The sequence below is a fragment of the Natronosporangium hydrolyticum genome, assembly GCF_016925615.1.
In the GTDB taxonomy this organism is placed as follows: domain Bacteria; phylum Actinomycetota; class Actinomycetes; order Mycobacteriales; family Micromonosporaceae; genus Natronosporangium; species Natronosporangium hydrolyticum.
On record NZ_CP070499.1, the window covers coordinates 3,807,271 to 3,826,138 of the forward strand.

The 18,868-nt window shown below is 71.6% G+C and carries 14 protein-coding genes; 10 read left to right on the plus strand and 4 right to left on the minus strand.

What is annotated here, in order from left to right; translation table 11 throughout:
- Positions 1 to 26: 26 nt before the first annotated feature.
- Entirely contained in the window at positions 27 to 605 is a 579-nt protein-coding gene (locus tag JQS43_RS17055) for a TetR/AcrR family transcriptional regulator (RefSeq protein ID WP_239675392.1), read from the plus strand.
- Here JQS43_RS17055 and JQS43_RS17060 read toward each other — a convergent pair.
- Complete coding sequence (locus JQS43_RS17060; protein ID WP_239675393.1) at positions 602 to 1,006, minus strand: YjbQ family protein; 405 nt, start codon at positions 1,004 to 1,006, stop codon at positions 602 to 604. The two genes, JQS43_RS17055 and JQS43_RS17060, sit on opposite strands and share 4 nt — an antisense overlap.
- Positions 1,007 to 1,116: 110 nt before the next feature.
- On the opposite strand from JQS43_RS17060, the gene aceE reads away from it, so the two are divergent.
- From aceE to gltX, 4 genes are all read left to right on the plus strand, one after another.
- The gene (gene aceE / locus JQS43_RS17065) at positions 1,117 to 3,870 is read left to right on the plus strand and encodes a pyruvate dehydrogenase (acetyl-transferring), homodimeric type (protein WP_338037123.1); all 2,754 of its coding nucleotides are present in this window, start codon (positions 1,117 to 1,119) and stop codon (positions 3,868 to 3,870) included.
- Positions 3,867 to 5,135 (plus strand): FAD-binding protein, encoded by a 1,269-nt coding sequence (locus JQS43_RS17070; protein WP_239675394.1) that lies wholly within the window; start codon positions 3,867 to 3,869, stop codon positions 5,133 to 5,135. The genes aceE and JQS43_RS17070 overlap by 4 nt, the downstream gene beginning before the upstream one ends.
- Before the next feature lie 175 nt (positions 5,136 to 5,310).
- A complete protein-coding gene (locus tag JQS43_RS17075; RefSeq protein ID WP_239675395.1) occupies positions 5,311 to 10,284 on the plus strand; it encodes a diguanylate cyclase in 4,974 nt (1,657 codons plus the stop codon).
- Between the two features lie 27 nt (positions 10,285 to 10,311).
- Complete coding sequence (gltX, locus tag JQS43_RS17080) at positions 10,312 to 11,721, plus strand: glutamate--tRNA ligase (RefSeq protein WP_239675396.1); 1,410 nt, start codon at positions 10,312 to 10,314, stop codon at positions 11,719 to 11,721.
- A gap of 26 nt (positions 11,722 to 11,747) precedes the next feature.
- Here gltX and JQS43_RS17085 read toward each other — a convergent pair whose 3' ends face one another.
- Positions 11,748 to 12,317: a copper resistance CopC family protein gene (locus JQS43_RS17085; protein WP_239675397.1), complete on the minus strand. Its 570-nt coding sequence runs from the start codon at positions 12,315 to 12,317 to the stop codon at positions 11,748 to 11,750.
- A gap of 112 nt (positions 12,318 to 12,429) precedes the next feature.
- On the opposite strand from JQS43_RS17085, the gene JQS43_RS17090 reads away from it, so the two are divergent.
- Entirely contained in the window at positions 12,430 to 13,077 is a 648-nt protein-coding gene (locus JQS43_RS17090) for a hypothetical protein (protein ID WP_239675398.1), read from the plus strand.
- An 11-nt stretch (positions 13,078 to 13,088) separates the two neighbouring features.
- Here the strand turns inward: JQS43_RS17090 and JQS43_RS17095 are convergent, their stop codons facing one another.
- Positions 13,089 to 13,628: an alpha/beta hydrolase gene (locus tag JQS43_RS17095; protein ID WP_239675399.1), complete on the minus strand. Its 540-nt coding sequence runs from the start codon at positions 13,626 to 13,628 to the stop codon at positions 13,089 to 13,091.
- A gap of 77 nt (positions 13,629 to 13,705) precedes the next feature.
- Here JQS43_RS17095 and JQS43_RS17100 point away from each other — a divergent pair, with 77 nt between their 5' ends.
- A complete protein-coding gene (locus JQS43_RS17100) occupies positions 13,706 to 14,932 on the plus strand; it encodes a PucR family transcriptional regulator (protein WP_239675400.1) in 1,227 nt (408 codons plus the stop codon).
- A gap of 39 nt (positions 14,933 to 14,971) precedes the next feature.
- On the opposite strand, the gene JQS43_RS17105 is transcribed toward JQS43_RS17100, so the two are convergent.
- Positions 14,972 to 15,730, minus strand: coding sequence for an SDR family NAD(P)-dependent oxidoreductase (locus JQS43_RS17105; RefSeq protein WP_239675401.1), 759 nt, complete (start codon positions 15,728 to 15,730; stop codon positions 14,972 to 14,974).
- Positions 15,731 to 15,886: 156 nt separating this feature from the next.
- Between JQS43_RS17105 and JQS43_RS17110 the strand changes: the two genes are divergently transcribed.
- The 3 genes from JQS43_RS17110 to JQS43_RS17120 all read left to right on the plus strand — a co-directional run bounded on the left by JQS43_RS17110 (position 15,887) and on the right by JQS43_RS17120 (position 18,866).
- Positions 15,887 to 16,717, plus strand: a complete 831-nt coding sequence (locus JQS43_RS17110) for a helix-turn-helix transcriptional regulator (protein ID WP_239675402.1) — start codon at positions 15,887 to 15,889, stop codon at positions 16,715 to 16,717.
- Positions 16,718 to 17,249: 532 nt separating this feature from the next.
- On the plus strand, positions 17,250 to 17,546 hold the full coding sequence (locus JQS43_RS17115) for a hypothetical protein (RefSeq protein ID WP_239675403.1): 297 nt from the start codon (positions 17,250 to 17,252) through the stop codon (positions 17,544 to 17,546).
- Between the two features lie 120 nt (positions 17,547 to 17,666).
- A complete protein-coding gene (locus tag JQS43_RS17120) occupies positions 17,667 to 18,866 on the plus strand; it encodes an acyltransferase domain-containing protein (RefSeq protein ID WP_239675404.1) in 1,200 nt (399 codons plus the stop codon).
- The last annotated feature ends 2 nt before the right edge of the window (positions 18,867 to 18,868 follow it).

The following is an 18,868-nucleotide window of genomic DNA, read 5'->3' on the forward strand; positions in this document are numbered from 1 at the left end:
GTAGTGAGACCGATAGGCTCCGGACCATGAGCGAACGCCGGGAGCAGGTCGTGGACGCGGCGATCCGGGTGCTCGGCGGCCGCGGCCTACGCCAGCTCACCCACCGCGCGGTCGACGCCGAGGCCGGACTGCCGGCCGGGTCGACCTCCAACTATCTGCGTACCCGGGAGGCGATGATCCGGGCGATCGTGGCCCGGATCGGCGAGCTGGAACAGGCCCAGTGGCGCCAGCTCACCGACGCCGGCCCGCCGCAGCCGGACCAGCTCGCCGCCCAGCTCAGCCAGGTGGTCGCCGCCGCCACCGGCGCCCAGCGGCAGCTGACCCTGGCCCGGCATGCGCTGTTCGTCGAGGCCGCCCACGATCTGCGGTTACGCGAGCCGCTGATTGCCGGATGGACCGAGGTCCACAATTGGGCCACCGGGTGGTTAGCGCAGCTGGACATCGCCGAACCGGCACAGACCGCTCGGCTGCTGCTGGAGTATCTCGACGGGTTGATCTTGCATCAGCTGGCGCTCGCCGAACCCACGGACCCGACCAGCCGGATCGACCGGCTCCTCGCCGGGCTGGGCCTCGCGCCCGCCGCGGCCCGGCGGACGATGACTTAGCCGGCGAGGAACGAGAAGCGCACCTGCCGGGTGGCGTTGTCCCGGTTGGTGTCGACCAGGCAGATCGACTGCCAAGTGCCGAGCAGGAGCTGCCCGTCCCGGACCGGGAAACTGGCGTACGGCGGGACCAGCGCCGGCAGCACATGATCGCGGCCGTGGCCGGTCGATCCGTGCCGGTGCCGCCAGCGGTCGTCGCTGGGCAGCACCTCCTGCAACGCCGCCAGTAGGTCCGGCTCGGTGCCCGACCCGGTCTCGATCACCGCCAGGCCGGCGGTGGCGTGCGGCACGAAGACGTGCAGCAGCCCATCCCCCTCGCCGGCCACGAACTGCTGCGCCTCGGCGGTGATGTCGCGCACCGTCTCGGCCGACCCGGTCTGCACGGTGATCACCTCAGTGCGCATACCCCGAGTGTGCCCCGGCGCAGTTCAACGGTTCACAGCAGGGTGAGGTGACGCGCGGTGGTCGGGCTTGGCAGGATAGAAGTGCGACCCATGACGACTGAGGAGTTCCCGTGGCCACTGAACCCACCCGTGCCACCCCGCGCCGGCCGGTCATCAGCGATGGCCTACCCAGCCAGCTGCCGGATATCGACCCGGAAGAGACCGGTGAATGGGTCGAATCGCTCGACGGCGTGATCGACGCTGGCGGCCCCAAGCGCGCCCGTTACGTGATGTTGCGGCTGTTGGAGCGGGCGCGGGAGCGTCAGGTCGGAGTGCCGCCGCTGACCACCACCGACTACCTCAACTCGATCCCGCCCGAGCGGGAGCCATGGTTCCCCGGCGATGAGCACACCGAACGCCGCATCCGGGCGTACATCCGGTGGAACGCCGCGATGATGGTGCACCGGGCGCAGCGGCCGGACGTGGGTGTCGGAGGTCACATCTCCACCTATGCGTCGGCCGCCGCCCTCTACGAGGTCGGGTTCAACCACTTCTTCCGCGGCAAGCAGCACGCCGGCGGCGGTGACCAGATCTTCTTCCAGGGCCACGCCTCCCCCGGCATCTACGCCCGGGCGTTCCTGGAGGGGCGGCTCTCGGAGCAGAAGCTCGACGGGTTCCGGCAGGAGCTGTCCCACCCGGGCGGTGGCCTGTCCAGCTACCCGCACCCGCGGCTGATGCCCGACTTCTGGGAGTTCCCCACGGTCTCGATGGGGCTGGGCGCGATCAACGCGGTCTACCAGGCCCGGTTCAACCGCTACCTGCACCACCGGGGCGTCAAGGACACCTCTGACCAGCAGGTATGGGCCTTCCTCGGCGACGGCGAGATGGACGAGCCGGAGTCGCTCGGCGCGGTCGCCATGGCCGCCCGCGAGGAGCTCGACAACCTGACCTTCGTCATCAACTGCAACCTGCAGCGCCTCGACGGCCCAGTGCGCGGCAACGGCAAGGTCATCCAGGAGCTGGAGTCGTTCTTCCGCGGCGCCGGCTGGAACGTGATCAAGGTGATCTGGGGTCGGGAGTGGGACCCGCTGCTCGCCGCCGATGTCGACGGCGCCCTGGTCAACCTGATGAACAAAACCCCCGACGGCGACTACCAGACCTACAAGGCCGAGTCCGGCGCCTATGTACGGGAGCACTTCTTCGGTCGCGACCAGCGCACCCGCAAGATGGTCGAGGACATGACCGACGACGAGATCTGGGGCCTCAAGCGGGGTGGTCACGACTACCGCAAGCTGTACGCGGCGTACCAGGCGGCGGTCAACCACACCGGGCAGCCGACGGTGATCCTCGCCAAGACCATCAAGGGGTGGACGCTCGGCTCGCAGTTCGAGGGGCGCAACGCCACCCACCAGATGAAGAAGCTGACCCTGGATGATCTGAAGACCTTCCGGGACCGGCTCTACCTGGACATCCCCGACTCGGCGCTGGAAGACAACCCGTACCTCCCGCCGTACTACCGGCCGGAGGAGGGCTCCGACGAGCTCGCCTACCTCAAAGAGCGGCGGGACGCGCTGGGCGGCTCGGTGCCCACCCGCAACACCACCACGATCCCGCTGTCGCTGCCCGGCCCGAAGCCGTACGACTCGATCAAGGGCGGCTCCGGTAAGCAGTCGGTCGCCACCACGATGGCCTTCGTCCGGCTGCTCAAGGAGCTGATGAAGGACAAGAACATCGGCGCCCGCTGGGTGCCGATCATCCCCGACGAGGCCCGGACCTTCGGGATGGACTCGCTCTTCCCGACCGCCAAGATCTACTCCCCGCACGGGCAGAACTACACCCCGGTCGACCGGGAGCTGTTCCTGTCCTACAAGGAGGCGACCGCCGGGCAGATTCTCCACGAGGGGATCACCGAAGCCGGGTCGGTGGCGTCGTTCACCGCCGCCGGTTCCGCGTACGCCACCCACGGCGAGCCGATGATCCCGATGTACATCTTCTACTCGATGTTCGGGTTCCAGCGCACCGCCGACGCCCTGTGGGCCGCCGCCGACCAGCTCGTCCGCGGGTTCATGCTCGGCGCCACCGCGGGACGCACCACGCTCAACGGTGAGGGGCTGCAGCACGAGGACGGGCATTCGCTGCTGCTGGCGGCGACCAACCCGGCGGTGGTCACCTACGACCCCGCCTTCTCCTACGAGATCGCTCACATCGTCGAGGACGGCCTGCGCCGGATGTACGGCGAGGAGCAGGAGAACATCTTCTACTACCTCACCGTCTACAACGAGCCGGTGCCGCAGCCCCCGCAGCCGGACGACCTCGACGTCGCCGGGCTGCTGCAGGGCCTCTACAAGTGCCGCCCCGCCGAGGTCTCCGGACCGCGGGCGCAGCTGCTCGCCTCGGGCACCGGCATGCAGTGGGCACTGCGGGCGCAGGAGCTGCTAGCGCAGGACTGGGGAGTCGCCGCCGACGTCTGGTCGGCCACCTCGTGGACCGAGCTGCGCCGGGAGGCGGTCGACTGCGAGGAGCACAACCTGCTGCACCCGGACGCCGAGGCCCGCACCCCGTATGTGACCCGGGCGCTGTCCGACGCGCCGGGCCCGAAGGTGGCGGTCTCGGACTTCATGCAGGCGGTGCCGGACCTGATCGCCCGCTGGGTGCCGGGTTCCTACACCTCGCTGGGCACCGACGGCTTCGGGCTCTCCGACACCCGCGGGGCGCTGCGCCGCCACTTCCACGTCGACGCCGAGTCGGTGGTGGTGGCGACCCTGCGCCAGCTGGCCCTCGCGGGTGAGGTGCCGGCGACGGTGGCGGCCGAAGCGGCGGCGAAGTACGCCATCGGCGATGTCACCGCCGCCCCGGTCGGGGAGACCGCCGGCTCGTCCGAGTGAGCGTCAGCAACTGGGCGGGCAACGTCACCTTCGGCGCCGGCCGGGTCCACCGGCCGGCGACCGTCGGTGAGCTGCGGCGGCTGGTCGCCGGTGCCGACCGGGTCCGCGCCCTCGGCACCGGACACTCGTTCAACCGGATCGCCGACACCACCGGCGACCTGGTCTCGGTCGCCGGGTTGCCGGCCACGATCGAGATCGACCGGGAGCGGGCAGCAGTCACGGTCGCGGCCGGGGTCCGCTACGGCGAGCTGGTGGCGGAGCTGCACCAGGCCGGGTTCGCGCTGCCGAGCCTCGCCTCGCTGCCGCACATCTCGGTCGCGGGGGCCTGCGCCACCGGCACCCACGGTTCCGGCGACGGTATCGGCAACCTGGCCACCCTGGTCTCCGCGCTGGAGCTGGTCACCGCCGACGGCGAACTGGTCGAGTTGCGCCGCGACGTCGACGGGGACCGGTTCTCGGCCGCCGTGGTCGGGCTGGGTGCGCTCGGGGTGGTCACCAGCCTCACGCTGGACCTGGTCCCGACCTTCCAGATCCGGCAGTACGTCTACGAACAGCTGCCCCACCAGACGCTCGCCGACCGGTTCGACGAAGTGTTCCGGGCCGCGTACAGCGTCAGCGTCTTCACCGGCTGGGACGGGCCGCACGCCCGGCAGGTGTGGCACAAGCACCGGCTGCCCGACCCCGACGATGCGCCGGCGGCCGCTGCGGCCCCGGAGTGGCTCGGTGCCCGGCTCGCCGACGGTCCCCGGCACCCGGTGCCCGGGGCGTCGCCGGTGCACTGCACCGACCAACTGGGCGAGCCCGGCCCGTGGCACCTGCGGCTGCCACATTTCCGGCTGGATTTCACCCCCAGCAGCGGCCAGGAGCTGCAGTCGGAGTATTTCGTCGCCCGCCAGCGGGCACCCGAGGCGCTGGCGGCGCTCGAGCGGATCTCCGACCGGATCGCACCGGTGCTGCAGATCAGCGAGGTTCGCACGATCGCCGCCGATGAGCTGTGGCTCAGCCCGTGTTATCGGCGCGACAGCGTCGCCTGCCACTTCACCTGGATCGCCGACACCGAGGCAGTGACACCGGTGGTGGCCGCGGTCGAGGAGCAGCTGGCGCCGTTCGCGGCCCGCCCGCACTGGGGGAAGGTCTTCGGCATGCCCCCCGCGACGCTGCGGGGGCGCTATCCGCGACTGCCGGAGTTCGCGGCGCTCGCCCGTGAGTTCGACCCGGCGGGCAAGTTCCGGAACGACTTCCTCGACCGGTATCTCCCCGGCTGACTACCTCGCCGACTGATCCGAACGGTTTGGGGATGGGCGTGGTGGCGCTGGCAACCACAGCCATCCCGCCCTCTCGCCGATCGCGGGTCGCCGGCCGAAGTTCGCTCGCATTCATCCGGCAACTGGTGTAGACAGGTATAGCGGAAAGTATCGGGGAGGCGGCGGAGCGTAGAGGATGACTACTGACGGCGGGCCGGCGACCCAGGCTCCGCCCATCCGACCGGTCCGGGTGGAGGTGCTCCACGAGAGCGAGCGCACCCGGGTCACCCGGCTGCACCTGCCACCGGACGGCACGGCGCCGCGGCGGCTGATCCGGAAGGAGCCCCGCGGGCCAGGGGCCGGCGATCGCCTCCGCCACGAACAGGCGATCCTGAGTCGGCTCGACGACGTGGCCGGGGTCGCCCACCTCGCCCCCAGCCAGCCGTACCCGGGGTCGCTGCTGCTCACCGACGCCGGCGCCCAAGTGCTCGCCGCGGTCGCCACCCCGATGGAGCCGGTGGGGCTGGGCCGGCTCGCGCTCGCGCTCGCGCGGGCGGTCGCCGCCCTGCACCGGGCCGGGGTGGTGCACCGGGACATCAATCCGGCCAACATCGTGCTCGGGGAGTCCGCCGCCACCGGCGGCGACCCCGCCCCGAGTCTGATCGACTTCACGCTGGCCACCACCGCCTCGGAGGTGCGGCCCGCGTTCACCCACCTCAACGAGATCATCGGCACCCTGCCCTACCTGGCGCCGGAGCAGACCGGTCGGGCCGGTCGCCCGGTCGATCAGCGAGCCGACCTCTACGCACTGGGCGCCACCCTCTACGAGTTGGCGACCGGCTCGCCCCCCTTCGGCTCCGGCGATCCGCTCCGGCTCAGCCACGACCACCTGGCTAAGGTGCCGACGCCGCCGCGGGAGGTCAATCCGGCGGTCTCGGCGGACCTCTCCGGCGTGATCATGCACTTGCTGGAGAAGGAGCCAGACAATCGGTACCAAACCGCCGATGGGTTGGTGCATGACCTGGTTCAGCTCACCGACGGCCACCCCGGGCCGCTGCGCATCGGAGAGCGCGACTATCCACTGCGGATCCGGCCACCGTCCCGACTGGTCGGGCGGGAAGCAGAACTCGACAGCCTGGCCAAGGCGCTGCGGGAGACCATCGCCGGCTCCCCACGTAGCGTGCTCATCGACGGTGTTCCCGGCGTCGGCAAGAGTTCGCTCATCGACGAACTGCGCCCGGTGGTCACCGCCCACAACGGCTGGTTCGTCGCCGGCAAGTTCGACCCGTACCGTCGCGACCAGGAGTTCGAGGCGTCCTGGCAGGCGTTCCGGCAGCTCGGCCGGTTGCTGTTGGCGGAGTCCGAGGAGACCCTCGCCGACCTGCGGCCGCGGCTGCTGACCGCGATGGGGCCGAACGCTGGGCTGTTGGCGGCGCTGCATCCGGAGTTCGCCACACTGCTCAACGTCTCCCCGGACCCGAACGTAGAGGATCCGCTCGCCACCTCCGCCCGGCTGCAGCGGATGGGGGTGGAGTTGCTACGCGAAATCGCCTCGCCGGCGCGGCCGGTGGTGTATGTGGTGGACGACCTGCAGTGGTCTACCCGGATCACGCTGTCCTTCCTGGACACGCTGCTGACCCAGGAGTCAGTCCCGGGGCTGCTGGTCGTCGCCGCCTACCGCTCCGACGGGGTCGATGTCGCCCACCCGCTCACCGGCCTACTCGACCGGTGGCGCCGGCAGCCTGCGCCGCCGGCGGAGCTGCACCTGCGGAACCTACCCACCGGCGAGGTCGCCGAACTACTCGCCGACGTCCTCCGCGCCAGCCCGGCCCAGGCCCGGGAGCTGAGTGCGCTGCTGCGCCCGTACACCGGCGGCAACCCGTTCGACACGGTGGAGCTGCTCAACTCGCTGCGCCGGGAAGGGCTGCTCGTCCCGGGCGATCAAGGATGGCGCTGGGACACCCCGGCGATGCGGCACCGGTTGGCCGGCGCGGCCGTCTCCGACCTGGTGGGCGATCGGGTCGAGACGATGCCGCCAGCGACCCGGGCACTGCTACAGGCGATGGCGTGTCTGGGCGGGCGAGCCGAGCTGGGGGTGCTGCGGGTCGCCACCGGGCTGACTGTGCAGGCGGTCGAGCGGCAACTGGAGCCCGCGATCGACGACGGGTTACTGGTGATGGAGCCGGGCCACCAGGACACCGTCCGGTTCCGCCACGACCGGGTCCAGCAGGACATCCTGCGCCGGCTGCGGCCCCGGCGGGAACGCGCACTGCGGCTGCGGCTGGCCCGCCGGCTCGCCTCCCGGCCCGGTCTGTTCGCGGTCGCCGCCGAGCAGTACCTGACCGTCACCGACGCGGTCGAAGAGGAACCGGAGCGGCATCAGGTGGTCGACCTGCTGCGCCGCGCCGCCGACCAGGCCATGCTGCTCTCGAACTACCTGCTCGTCGAGCGCTGCCTGGCGGCGGCGGCCCGGCTGGTCGACCCGGCCGACACCGACGCCCTGGTGGAGATCCACACCGGTCGGCATACGGCCCTGTACAGCCTGGGCCGGCTGGACGAGGCCGATCAGGCGTACCGGGCGGTGGTCGAACTCACGCCCGACCCGGTGGCGGTCGCCCCGGTGACGATGAACCAGATCAGCAGCCTCACCAACCGGAACCGGCCGCACCGCGCGCTCGCCCTCGGGCAGGAACTGCTCGCCCGGCTCGACCATCCGCTGCCAGCGCCGGAACAGCTGGAGAGCGAGATCGAGCAGGGCCTGGACCTGCTCTATCAATGGTTCGCCGAACCCGACCCGGCGGCAGACACCGCACCGGAGATCACCGACCCGACCCTGCTCGCGGTCGGCGGGGTGCTCAACCGGATGATGCCCCCGGCGTACTTCAGCGACCAGGCGGTCTTCTCGTGGCTGGCGCTGCTCGCCGGCCGGCTCTGGAGCGAGCGCGGCCCCAGCGCTAACCTGGTAGGGCCGATCAGTCACCTGCCGTACGTGCTGGTGCTGCGCCGCGACGACTACCGGTTCGCCTACCAGCTGTCGCAGCACATCCTGACCGGCTCCGATGGGCGGGGCTGGGAGCCGGCGACCTCACACGCCAAGTTTCTCCACGCACTCGGGGCGTGGAGCCGGGAGCCGATCGAAGAGTGCGCCCGGCAGGCCGCGCAGGCCCGCGAAGGGCTGCTACGCGGTGGCGACCTGCAGAACGCCGGCTTCAGCTACGTCGTCACCGTCTGCAACCTGCTCGACAGCGCACCCACGCTCACCAGTTATCTGGGCGAAGTCGAGGCGGCGATGGCCTTCACCCGCCGGACCGGTAACGATCTGTCGACCGAGACTTTCTCGATCTACCGGCGGCTGGTCGCGACGCTGCGGGGCGAGCCGGAGCCGGCCGAGACTATGAGCCCCAGCCTCACCGAGCCGTACACCAACAACCAGAGCCTTTTGGTCCCCCACCACCTGGTGCGGGCGATCCTGGCGGCGCTGTTCGGAGAGGCGGAGGAGCTGGATCGGCACACCGCGCCGCTGCTGGAGCTGATTCCGAGAGTGACCAACACCTACTCGGCGGCGATTGCGGTGATCCTGCGGGCGCTGGCGCTGGCCGAGCAGGCCCGGACCGCGCCGGCGGCGGAGCGGCCGGCGCTGCTCGCCGACCTGGACCAGCTGATCGAGTGGGTGGCGGCGCGCGCCGCCGACGCGCCGGAGAACTTCCTGCACCTGCTGCGACTGTTGGAGGGCGAGCGGGCCTGGGCGACCGATGATTTCCGGACCGCCAGTTACGCGTTCGACCTCGCGACCCGGGAGGCCGCCTCCCGGCAGCGACCGTGGCATCAAGCGCTGATCCGCGAGCAGGCGGCCCGGTTCCAGCTCTCCTACGGCCTGGAGCACGCCGGGCAGTCGTTGCTGGCCCAGGCCCGCCAGTCTTACGTCGACTGGGGCGCCGAGGCCAAGGTGCAGCAGCTGGACTGGGCGTACCCGGCGCTGCAGCACACCCTGACCATGCCGAACACCGAGTGGCTGCCGCCGCCGGGGGGGTTGCCGGATCTGAGCTCCCACCGTTCCAGCATCATGCCGGGCACCATCGATCTGCTGGGGATTCTCGCCGCCTCGCAGGCGCTCAGCTCGGAGACCAACGTCGACGGCCTCCGGGAGCGAGTCGCCGAGGTGCTCAGCGCGATGACCGGCGCCACCGCGGTCCGGCTGCTGATCTGGGGCGAGGAGGAGCAGGGCTGGCTGCTGACCGAGCCCGGCAGCCCGGGCGGCCGGCCGCTGCCGCTGGCTGAGGCGGGCCGGGAGGAGCTGGTGCCGGTCTCGGTGGTCCGGTACGCCGAACGCACCGGCGAGCCGCTGGTGGTCGCCGACGCCACCCGCGACGACCGGTTCGCCCGGGACCCCTACCTGGCGCAGCTGGACGCCTGCTCGCTGCTGGCGGTGCCGATCCGCAGCCGGGGCGAGCTGCAGGCGCTGCTTCTGTTGGAGAACCGGCTGCTCCGCGGCGCGTTCACTGCCGACCGGCTCGACGGGGTGTTGCTGATCGCCGGCCAGCTGGCGGTATCCCTACGCAACGCCCTGGTGTACTCCTCGCTGGAGCGTAAGGTCGCCGAACGCACCGAGGAGCTGGCGTTGGCGAACACCCGGCTGGAGCGGCTGAGCGTGACCGACGCGTTGACCGGGCTGGCCAACCGGCGGCGCCTGGAGGAGGTGCTCGCCGGGGAGTGGGACCGGGCCCGCCGGGCGGAGCGGCCGCTGGCGCTGGCGATGGTAGACATCGACCACTTCAAACTTTACAACGACCACTTCGGGCACGCCGCCGGCGACCGGTGCCTGCAGCGGGTCGCCACCCTGCTGCGCCGCCAGCTCCGCGGGGCCGACCTGGTGGCCCGGTACGGGGGCGAGGAGTTCGCGGTGGTGATGCCCGGCACCGACCTGGAACCGGCGCTGCATGCCGCGGAGCGGCTACGGGCGGCGATGGTGGCGCTGGCCGAGCCGAACCCACTGGTCAGCGAGCGGGTGGTGACGGTCAGCGTGGGAGTGGCCGCGATGATCCCCGGCCAGCAGGGCCGGGTGGGGCAGCTCTCGGAGTTGGCCGACGTGGAGCTCTACCGGGCCAAGCGCGCCGGCCGCAACCGGGTGATGCCGGAGTCGCCCGAGCTGGCGCCACCGCCGGTGGAGTGACCGGGGCCGCCTCGTACCCTGGAGGGTGTGACGGTACGCGTACGAGTTGCCCCATCTCCCACTGGCCTGTTCCATGTCGGCACCGCCCGGATCGCGCTACAAAACTGGATCTTCGCGAAGCAGCACGGCGGGGTGCTGGTGCTGCGGGTGGAGGACACCGACGCCAGCCGCAACCAGCCCGAGTGGGTCGACGCCATCTACTCGGCGATGTCCTGGCTCGGGATCACCCCCGACCAGTACGAGGGGCCGTACCTGCAGTCGTCGTACGCCGCCGAGCACCACGCCGCCACCGAGAAGCTCGCCGCCTCCGGGCAGACCTACTTCTGCGACTGCACCCGGGATATGGTGCAGGCCCGCACCGGCAGCCAGCATCAGGGGTACGACGGGTTCTGCCGGCAGCGGGGATTGACCGCCGGCCCCGGCCGGGCGCTGCGGTTCCGCACCCCGGACAGCGGCGAGACCCGAATCGTGGACCTGATCCGCGGTGAGCCGGCGTTCGACAACGCGCTGATGGAAGACTTCGTCATCGCCCGCGCCGACGGCTCGGCGGTCTTCCTGCTCGCCAATGTGGTCGATGACGCCAGCATGGGGATCACCCATGTGATCCGGGGCGAGGACCACCTCTCCAACACCCCGAAGCAGCAGCTGCTGTGGCAGGCGCTCGGGTACGAGCCGCCGGTCTGGGCGCACCTGCCGCTGATCGTGAACGAGCAGCGGCGCAAGCTGTCCAAGCGCCGCGACAAGGTGGCGCTGGAGAGCTACCGGGATGAGGGGTACCTCCCCGAGACCATGCGCAACTATCTGATGCTGCTGGGGTGGGCGCCCTCCGGTGACCGGGAGATCGTGCCGTGGTCGGTGATCGAGGAGGAGTTCCGGATCGAGGACGTCAACCCCTCCCCCGCCTTCTTCGACCTGCAGAAGCTGCGAGCTTTCAACGGCGAATATCTGCGGGCGCTGCCAGTGGAGCAGTTCGTCGCCGCCTGCCAGCCGTGGCTGGTCGGCACCGAGACCATCCCGGCGCCGCCGTGGCAGCCGGCAGACTTCGACCCGGCGGCGTTCGCGGAGGTGGCGCCGTTGGCGCAGAGCCGGGTGGCGGTGCTCGCCGAGATCGTGCCGAACGTGGACTTCCTCTTCCTGGCCGAGCCGGTCACCGACGAGGGTTCCTGGTCGAAGGCGATGAAGGCGGGCTCGGCGGAGCTGCTCGACGACGCGATCGAGGCGTACCAGGAGCTGTCGCCGTGGCGGGCGGAGGAGCTGAAGGCCACCACCGAGCAGGTCGGGGCCGCGCGTGGGCTGAAGCTCGGTAAGGCGCAGGCGCCGATTCGGGTCGCGGTGACCGGCCGGACGGTCGGGCTGCCGCTCTTCGAGTCGATGGCGGTGCTCGGCCGGGAACGGACCCTGGCGCGGTTGCGCGCCGCCCGGTCCCGGCTGAGCTGAGTGCCGCAGCTCCCGCCCTCGGTCGGTCAGCCAGTCCGGCGACGCCGCACCAGCACCACGGCGGCGGCACCGGCGGCGGCGACCGCTAGCGCGAGCAACAGCCAGGTCCAGCCGGGTACGCCAGCAGAGTCGGTGGCCTGCGCCGCCGGCTCCGCGGTGGCGGGTTGCTCGGTCTGCGCGGGCGGGGCGGTGGTCGCGGGCGGCGCCGGGGTGGGCGATGGCTGGGTACCTTCGGTGACGGTGAACTCGATCGTGCCGTCGACCCAGTGGCCGTCGTTGGAGAGCACGTCGTAGCTGATCTCGTACTCGCCGGCTAGCGCGGCGTCGATCGGGACCTGCACCTGGCCGCCGTCGAAGTCCGGGTCACCGGCGACGACCGACGCCCCGTCCGGACCGGTGACCTGGAGATCGGCATTGTCGGGGTCGAGGCTGGACAGGAAGCTCAGGGTCACCTCGTCCGGACCCTGCGCCATGGTGGCGCCGTCGGCGGGGTCGCTGTCGGTGAGCACGTTGTGGGCCATCGCGGGGGCCGCACCCCCCACAATCACCCACAGCGACACCGCCAACACCAAAAGTAGGTTTCTGCCCTTACTCACGTGGCTGTCCTCCCCACGAACGGGTTCTCAACGTTAGGATGCCGATCACGACACCTGTCCGGATAGGTGGTCGGGTAGCGGCCGGGAGTAGTTCCCGGGAGGGAGATAGCGGATGAGTCGCGGGACCCCCCGGCGGCCGCTGGCGGGCATCAGGGCCCGGTTCGCGGTGGCCGTGATCGCAACGGCCACAGTGGTTGCCACCGGGGTGGTGGCGACACCGGCGCTCGCCGACGGACACGACTACGCCACGGTCAGCGGCGACAACCTCGCCAACCCACTCACCGTGACCGCCGACGACCACCCCGACCACTACGCCACCCTGCGCCGGGAGGTCATCTGGCTGTTCAACCGCGAAGGCGACGGCTCCGAGCCGGACCCCGACGAGCTGGGGCCGCAGTACGCGCTGCAGTTGTTCATCGCGGGCGAGGAGCAACACCGGTTCGAACTGTATCCGCTCGCTGGCGGCGGCCCCAGGGTGTTCCGGCCCGCCGACCAACCCGGCGATAGTGACCTCGATGAGGCGTGGTTCCTGGCCCGGCTCAGCCTGCCGGAGACCCTCACGGAACTCGGCATACCGCTGACCGACGCGCCCACCAACGGCGGCGTCGCCGGGGAGGAACCGGTGGCCACCGAGGAGGCGACCGGACCGCTCGGCTTCCTCGACGAGTGGCGCGAGGGCATGCTGCTCACCATGGCGCTGGCCGTCGCGGTGCTGGCCGGGCTGGCCAGCGTCTCGCTGCTGCTGCGCCGGGATCGCTGACCCGGATCGGGTCACAGCATGCGGGCCACGAACTCGTCCGCGACGATCGTCACCTCGCCCAGCAGCCGAGCCGAGTCCGCCAACCCGGGCAGCATCAACGAATGATCAGCTCCGGGCACCTCATGGACGTGCCGGCTCAACGACCGGGCCCGGTCGCCGTCCCAGTACGGGTCGGCGGTCCCCCCGATCAGCAACGCCGGCGCGGTGGCCGCGGCCAGCCCATCGGTCACCGCCTCGGCGACCAGCACCGGGGTGAACCAGACCGCCGGCAGACCGGCCCCCGCCACCAGCGGCGCGGCGAAGCTTCCCAGCGACTTACCCACCACCAGGTCGATCCGGCCCGCCGCCGCTAGCTGCGGGCCCACCTGTTCGGCGACCCACTCGGCCGCGGCCGGCCAGTCGTCCCGGCGGATCTGCTCCGGCGGAGACCAGTCCAGCGAGCGGACCGTGATCCCCCGCCGGCGCAGCGCCGCTTGCAGAAAGTAGAGCAACGGGCCGTGGCTGGGGTAGCCACCGCCCGGCAGCAACAGCGCGGTCCTGGTGTCGGCCATACCGGGCAGTGTGGCACGCTCCGGACCGGCCGCCACCCGGGGGCGCACCCTCGGCGTACTGCTGGCAGGCTGGGGTGATGAGCGGCGCCGCACCCGATGGGGCCGGTGACCCGGCGGCCGGGCCACCGCCCAACGGGCTGACCGCCACCCTGCCCCGGATCGAGCGGGCCGCTGGCACCCTCGCCACCGCCAGCGTCGCCCGGATGGACGAGACCCTGCCCTGGTTCCGCAGCCTCCCCGCCGACCAGCGCTCCTGGGTGATGCTGGTGGCGCAGGCCGGCGTGCAGTCGATGGTCGAGTGGCTGCGCCACGGCGGGCGGGAAGGCAACCGGGTCTCCGACGGCATCTTCAACGCCGCCCCGCGGGCGCTCGCCCGCTCGATCACCCTGCAGCAGACGGTCGCGCTGATCCAGGCGACGATCGACGTCGCCGAGGAGCATGTGCCGAGCCTCGCCGCCCCCGGGGAGGAGGAGGCCCTGCGTAACGCGGTGCTCCGGTTCTCCCGGGAGGTGGCGTTCGCGGCCGCGCTGGTCTATGCCCGCGCCGCCGAGTCCCGCGGCGCGTGGGACGCGCGGCTGCAGGCGCTGCTGGTCGACGCGCTGCTCCGGGGCGATTCGTCCGATGTGTTGGCCAGCCGGGCCGCCGCGCTCGGTTGGGTGGACGCGCCGCCGGTGGCGGTGGCGGTGGGGCGCAGCCCGGGCGGCGAGAGCGCGGCGGTGCTGCATGAGCTGTACCGGGCGGCCCGGCGGATCAGCGTGGAGGCGATCGGCGGCGTCCACGGTGACCGGTTGGTGGTGGTGATCGGCGGCGCCACCGAACCGCTCTCGGCCGCCGGTAAGCTGCTGCCCGGCTTCGGCGACGGCCCGGTGGTGGTCGGCCCATCGATGCCCAGCCTGGACGAGGCCACCGAATCCGCGCGGGCGGCGCTGTCGGGCTTCCGCGCGGCCGCCGCCTGGCCGCAGGCCCCCCGCCCGGTGGCCGCGGCGGAGCTGCTGCCGGAGCGGCTACTCACCGGCGACTCCGAGGCCCGCCGGGCCCTGCGGCAACAGGTGTACGGCGGGCTGACCCGCGCCGGCGGTGAACTGCTGGACACGTTGGACGCCTTCTTCGCCGCTGGCGGGGTGTTGGAGAGCGCCGCCCGCTCGCTCTACGTCCACCCGAACACGGTTCGGTATCGACTGCGGCGGATCACCGACGTGACCGGGCTAGCCCCCACCAACGCCCGCGACGCGTACGCACTGCGGTTGGCGCTCAGCGTCGGCCGGCTGGACCCGCCGGACGGGGTGAACTCGGCCGCCTTGTGACGGGATGCCCTCGGGTGGCCGTGCTCCATACCGTTCGGGTCAGGCTCCGCCGGTCACCGGGATCACCTGTCCGGTGATCCCGGTGTTGGCGGCCGACCCCAGGTACACCACCGGGCCGGCGACCTCGGCCGCGGTGAGCAGCCGGCCGATCGGCGCTAGGGCGCTGAACTGCTGCTCGATCGGCTCGGTGATGATGTGTGCGTTGGTCTCGGTGCGGGTGAGGCCCGGCATGACCACGTTGGAGAGAATGTCGCCGCTGCGGCCGAGACTGAACGCCACCGCCCGGCTGAACCCGTGCAGCGCCGCCTTGGCGGCGGCGTAATACTCGGCACCCGCCATACCGGCCACCGCGATACTGGATGACAAGTGCACCAGCCGGCCCCAACCGCGTTCGCGCATCAGCGGTGCCACCGCCCGGCTGAGCTGCACCGCTCCTTCGACGTTGGTTCGTAGCCCCATCGACCAGGTCGGCTCGGGCACCGCCTCGAAGGGTCGGCCAGGATCGGGCGCGTCACCGCCCCAGTGGACCGCATTATTGATGAGCACATCGATCCGGCCGGTCCAGTCGCGGGCCGCGGCCACCAGGTCGGCGGCCGAGTCGGAGTCGCCCAGCACGTACTGGGTCGCCAGGGCCCGACCATCAAACTCCGCCGCCAGCTCCTTCGCCTCGCCACCGCGTTGATGGTAGGTCAGCACCACGTTCGCCCCCTCGGCGGCGAACCCGCTGGCGATGTGTCGTCCGATGCCACCGGTCGCGCCGGTGACGATGACGGTCCGGCCAGCTAGTCCCAGGTCCATAGTTGCTCCTCGGTAAGGTCTCGGCCCGCCGGTCGGCGGGCCAACTGCGAGACTGCCCCGTCCGGAGCCGGGCGGGGAGCGGACGGCTGAGACTGGTACCGCCGGTACCAGTCACAACGGCGGCCATCGGCACAAGCCCAACGGCATAATTGGCGGATGGAACGGACCGAGCTAGCGAGCTTCCTGCGCACGCGGCGCGAGCGGGTGCTCCCCCAGCAGGTGGGGTTGGCGGCCGGGCCGGGTCGGCGCACGCCGGGTCTGCGTCGGCAGGAGGTGGCGCAGCTCGCCGGGATCTCTGTGGACTACTACATCCGGTTGGAGCAGGCCCGCGGACCCCACCCGTCGACACAGGTGCTGGAGGCGCTCGCCCGGGCGTTGCGACTCTCCGGCGACGAGCGCGCCCACCTGTTCCATCTGGTCGGCACCGCGCCGCTGCCGACCGCCGGGGCACACCGCGAGGTGCCGGTCGGGATCCGGCAACTACTGGAACGGCTCGATGACACCCCTGCGATCGTGGTGGACCCCGGCTACGTTCTGCTCGCCTGGAACCCGATGTGGGCCGCACTGACCGGCACCGACCCGGCTACCCTGCCGGCGGAGCAGCGTAGCGCGCTGCACGGATTCTTCAGCGAAGACGGTGCCGGCTGCCCGGCCGAGCACGCCCGAGACGTGGTCGCCGACCTGCGGGCGGCGACCGCCCGCCACCCGACCGACCCGGCACTGGCGCAGCTGGTGGCCGACTTGTCCGCCCGCAGCCCCGCCTTCCGCCAACTGTGGGCCACGCACGAGGTGGCGGTCCGGCGCGACACCAGCAAGCGGCTGCGCCATCCGCTGGTCGGCGAGCTGACCCTGGACGTGCAGACGCTGCAAGTTCCGGGCGAGGAGCAGCGGCTGATGCTGTTCACCGCCGCGCCTGACAGCCCGTCCGCCCAGGCGTTGCAGTTGCTCAAGGTGGTCGGCCTGGAGGAGTTCGCGGACCACAGCTAAGCGACAATGCAGCTCGGAGCAGCTCTTCCCATGCGATTGTCGATCTTGGAGTGGGAGTATGAGCGGGCCGGCTGGCACCCGCTACGCGGCCTACGAGAGCTGCGAGCACAGACGGTGCAGAGCGGAGGGAGCTCGCCCTCGGCCGCGACCGGCTCCCTCGCGGCCGGGGTGACCGATTGGCGGGTTAGGGGCACCCGACCTGCCAGGTCGACCCAGGTTCGGGACCTTAGTAGACCACCATTCAACCCACCAAGATGCCACGGCCCGTCCACCGGATAGGCGGCCGAACTGCTCCGTCTACGCTCGCAGCTCTCGTAGGCCAGGCAGCTGGACCTGAGTCGACCCACCCATGGTCGATCCAAGATTGCCAAAGGAGCCGCCATCGGCGATGGAGCGACGGGAAGCTCGACTACGGACGGTAGAGTTTCGACCATGCCACAGTTACCGCCAGCACGGGCGGAGTCGGGTCGCGTCGGGTCGCGTCGGGTCCGACGGGACCCGGCCCCGGGCCCGCAGAGCGCTGGCGTGGGGTTTGGCTGGCGCCAGCGCCGCGGTCGCGGCGTACGTGGGAATCCTGCTCGGAAGCCTGCACGGCGCCGCGGCCGAAGGGCTGACGGTCTCGCCGGAGCGAGGCTGGCAGGCGGCTCTCTCATACCTGATACTGGCCGCCGTGGCGACGCCTTCGCTGTTTCTCGTTGGCGGACTACTGACGATCGCCCGACCGACCCGCGCATTCGCGCTCGGCGTCGTGTTCGGGACCGCGTTCGGAGGGGTCGTGGTCAGCGCGATCCGACTCCGCATACAGAACGCAGTGGAACACTCTGTGTGACGCCGGCGCACTGTCCGACTCCACCCGGCCGCCGCTTGGAGGATCTCTACAAGATTCTTGGTGGAGATTGGTGGCTGTCGGCAGCGGTTCTACCCGCCCTGACCGAGGACAGTCGTAACCGTGCTTGCTCTCCTCTCACCCGGCCAGGGCGCTCAGAAGCCGGGCTTCCTGGACCCGTGGCTGCAGGCCATCCCCACCGCCGAGGCGCGACTGCGCTGGTGGTCGGTGCTGGCCGGAGTAGACCTGGTCACGCTCGGCACTACCGCCGACGCGGATGAGATCAAGGACACCGCCAAGACCCAGCCGCTATTGGTCGCCGCCGCGCTGCTCACCGCCGAGTGCCTGCCGGGGGTGGGCGCCCCCACCGCCGAACGGATCGACGAGGTCTCCGTGGTCGGCGGGCACAGCGTCGGCGAGCTCGCCGCCGCAGCCCTCGCTGGGGTGCTCCCCGCCGAGACGGCGATCGCCCTGGCCGGGTTGCGCGGCCGGGAGATGGCCGCCGCCTGCGCCCTCGAACCTACCGGGATGGTGGCGGTCCTCGGCGGCGAAGAGTCCGACGTGCTCGCCGGCATCGAGGCGGCCGGAGTCCACCCGGCGAACCGCAACGGGGCCGGGCAGATGGTCGCCGCCGGCACCGTCGAAGGCCTGGAGAAGCTCGCCGCCTCGCCGCCGGAAGGAGCCCGGGTCCGGCCGCTCCCGGTAGCCGGCGCGTTCCACACCCCGTACATGGCCCCGGCCGAGCAGGCGCTCGCCAGCGCCGCCGGCGGCATCACCCCGGCCGACCCCAGCCGGATTCTGCTGTCGAACCTCGACGGCGCCTCGGTCGACGATGGCCAAGAGTTCCTGCGCCGCCTGGTCACCCAGGTCACCGCCCCGGTCCGCTGGGACACCTGCATGCGGACGTTGGTCGAGCTCGGCGTTACCGGGGTGATCGAGCTGCCGCCCGCCGGCACCCTGGCCGGGCTGCTCAAACGGGAGCTGAAGGAGCACGGCTGCCCGGAGATCGTCGCGATCAAGACGCCGGACGACCTGCCCGCCGCCCGGGACCTGATCGCCCGCCACGGCGGCGCCCCCAGCCATGAGCCGAGCCCGCAGTTTCGGGTATCGGTCGCCGCCGCCGCCGGCACCTTCGAGCCCGCCGCCGGGCTGGCCGAGGGCGACGAGCTCCGCGCCGGCCAGGTGATCGGGCACGTCGCCACCCGACAAGGCCCGGTCGATGTCACCGCCCACGACGCCGGTGTCCTGGTCGAGTGGCTTGCCCACCACGACGACCCGGTGGCTCCGGGCCAGCCGCTCGCCCGGATCGGAGGACACCAGTGACG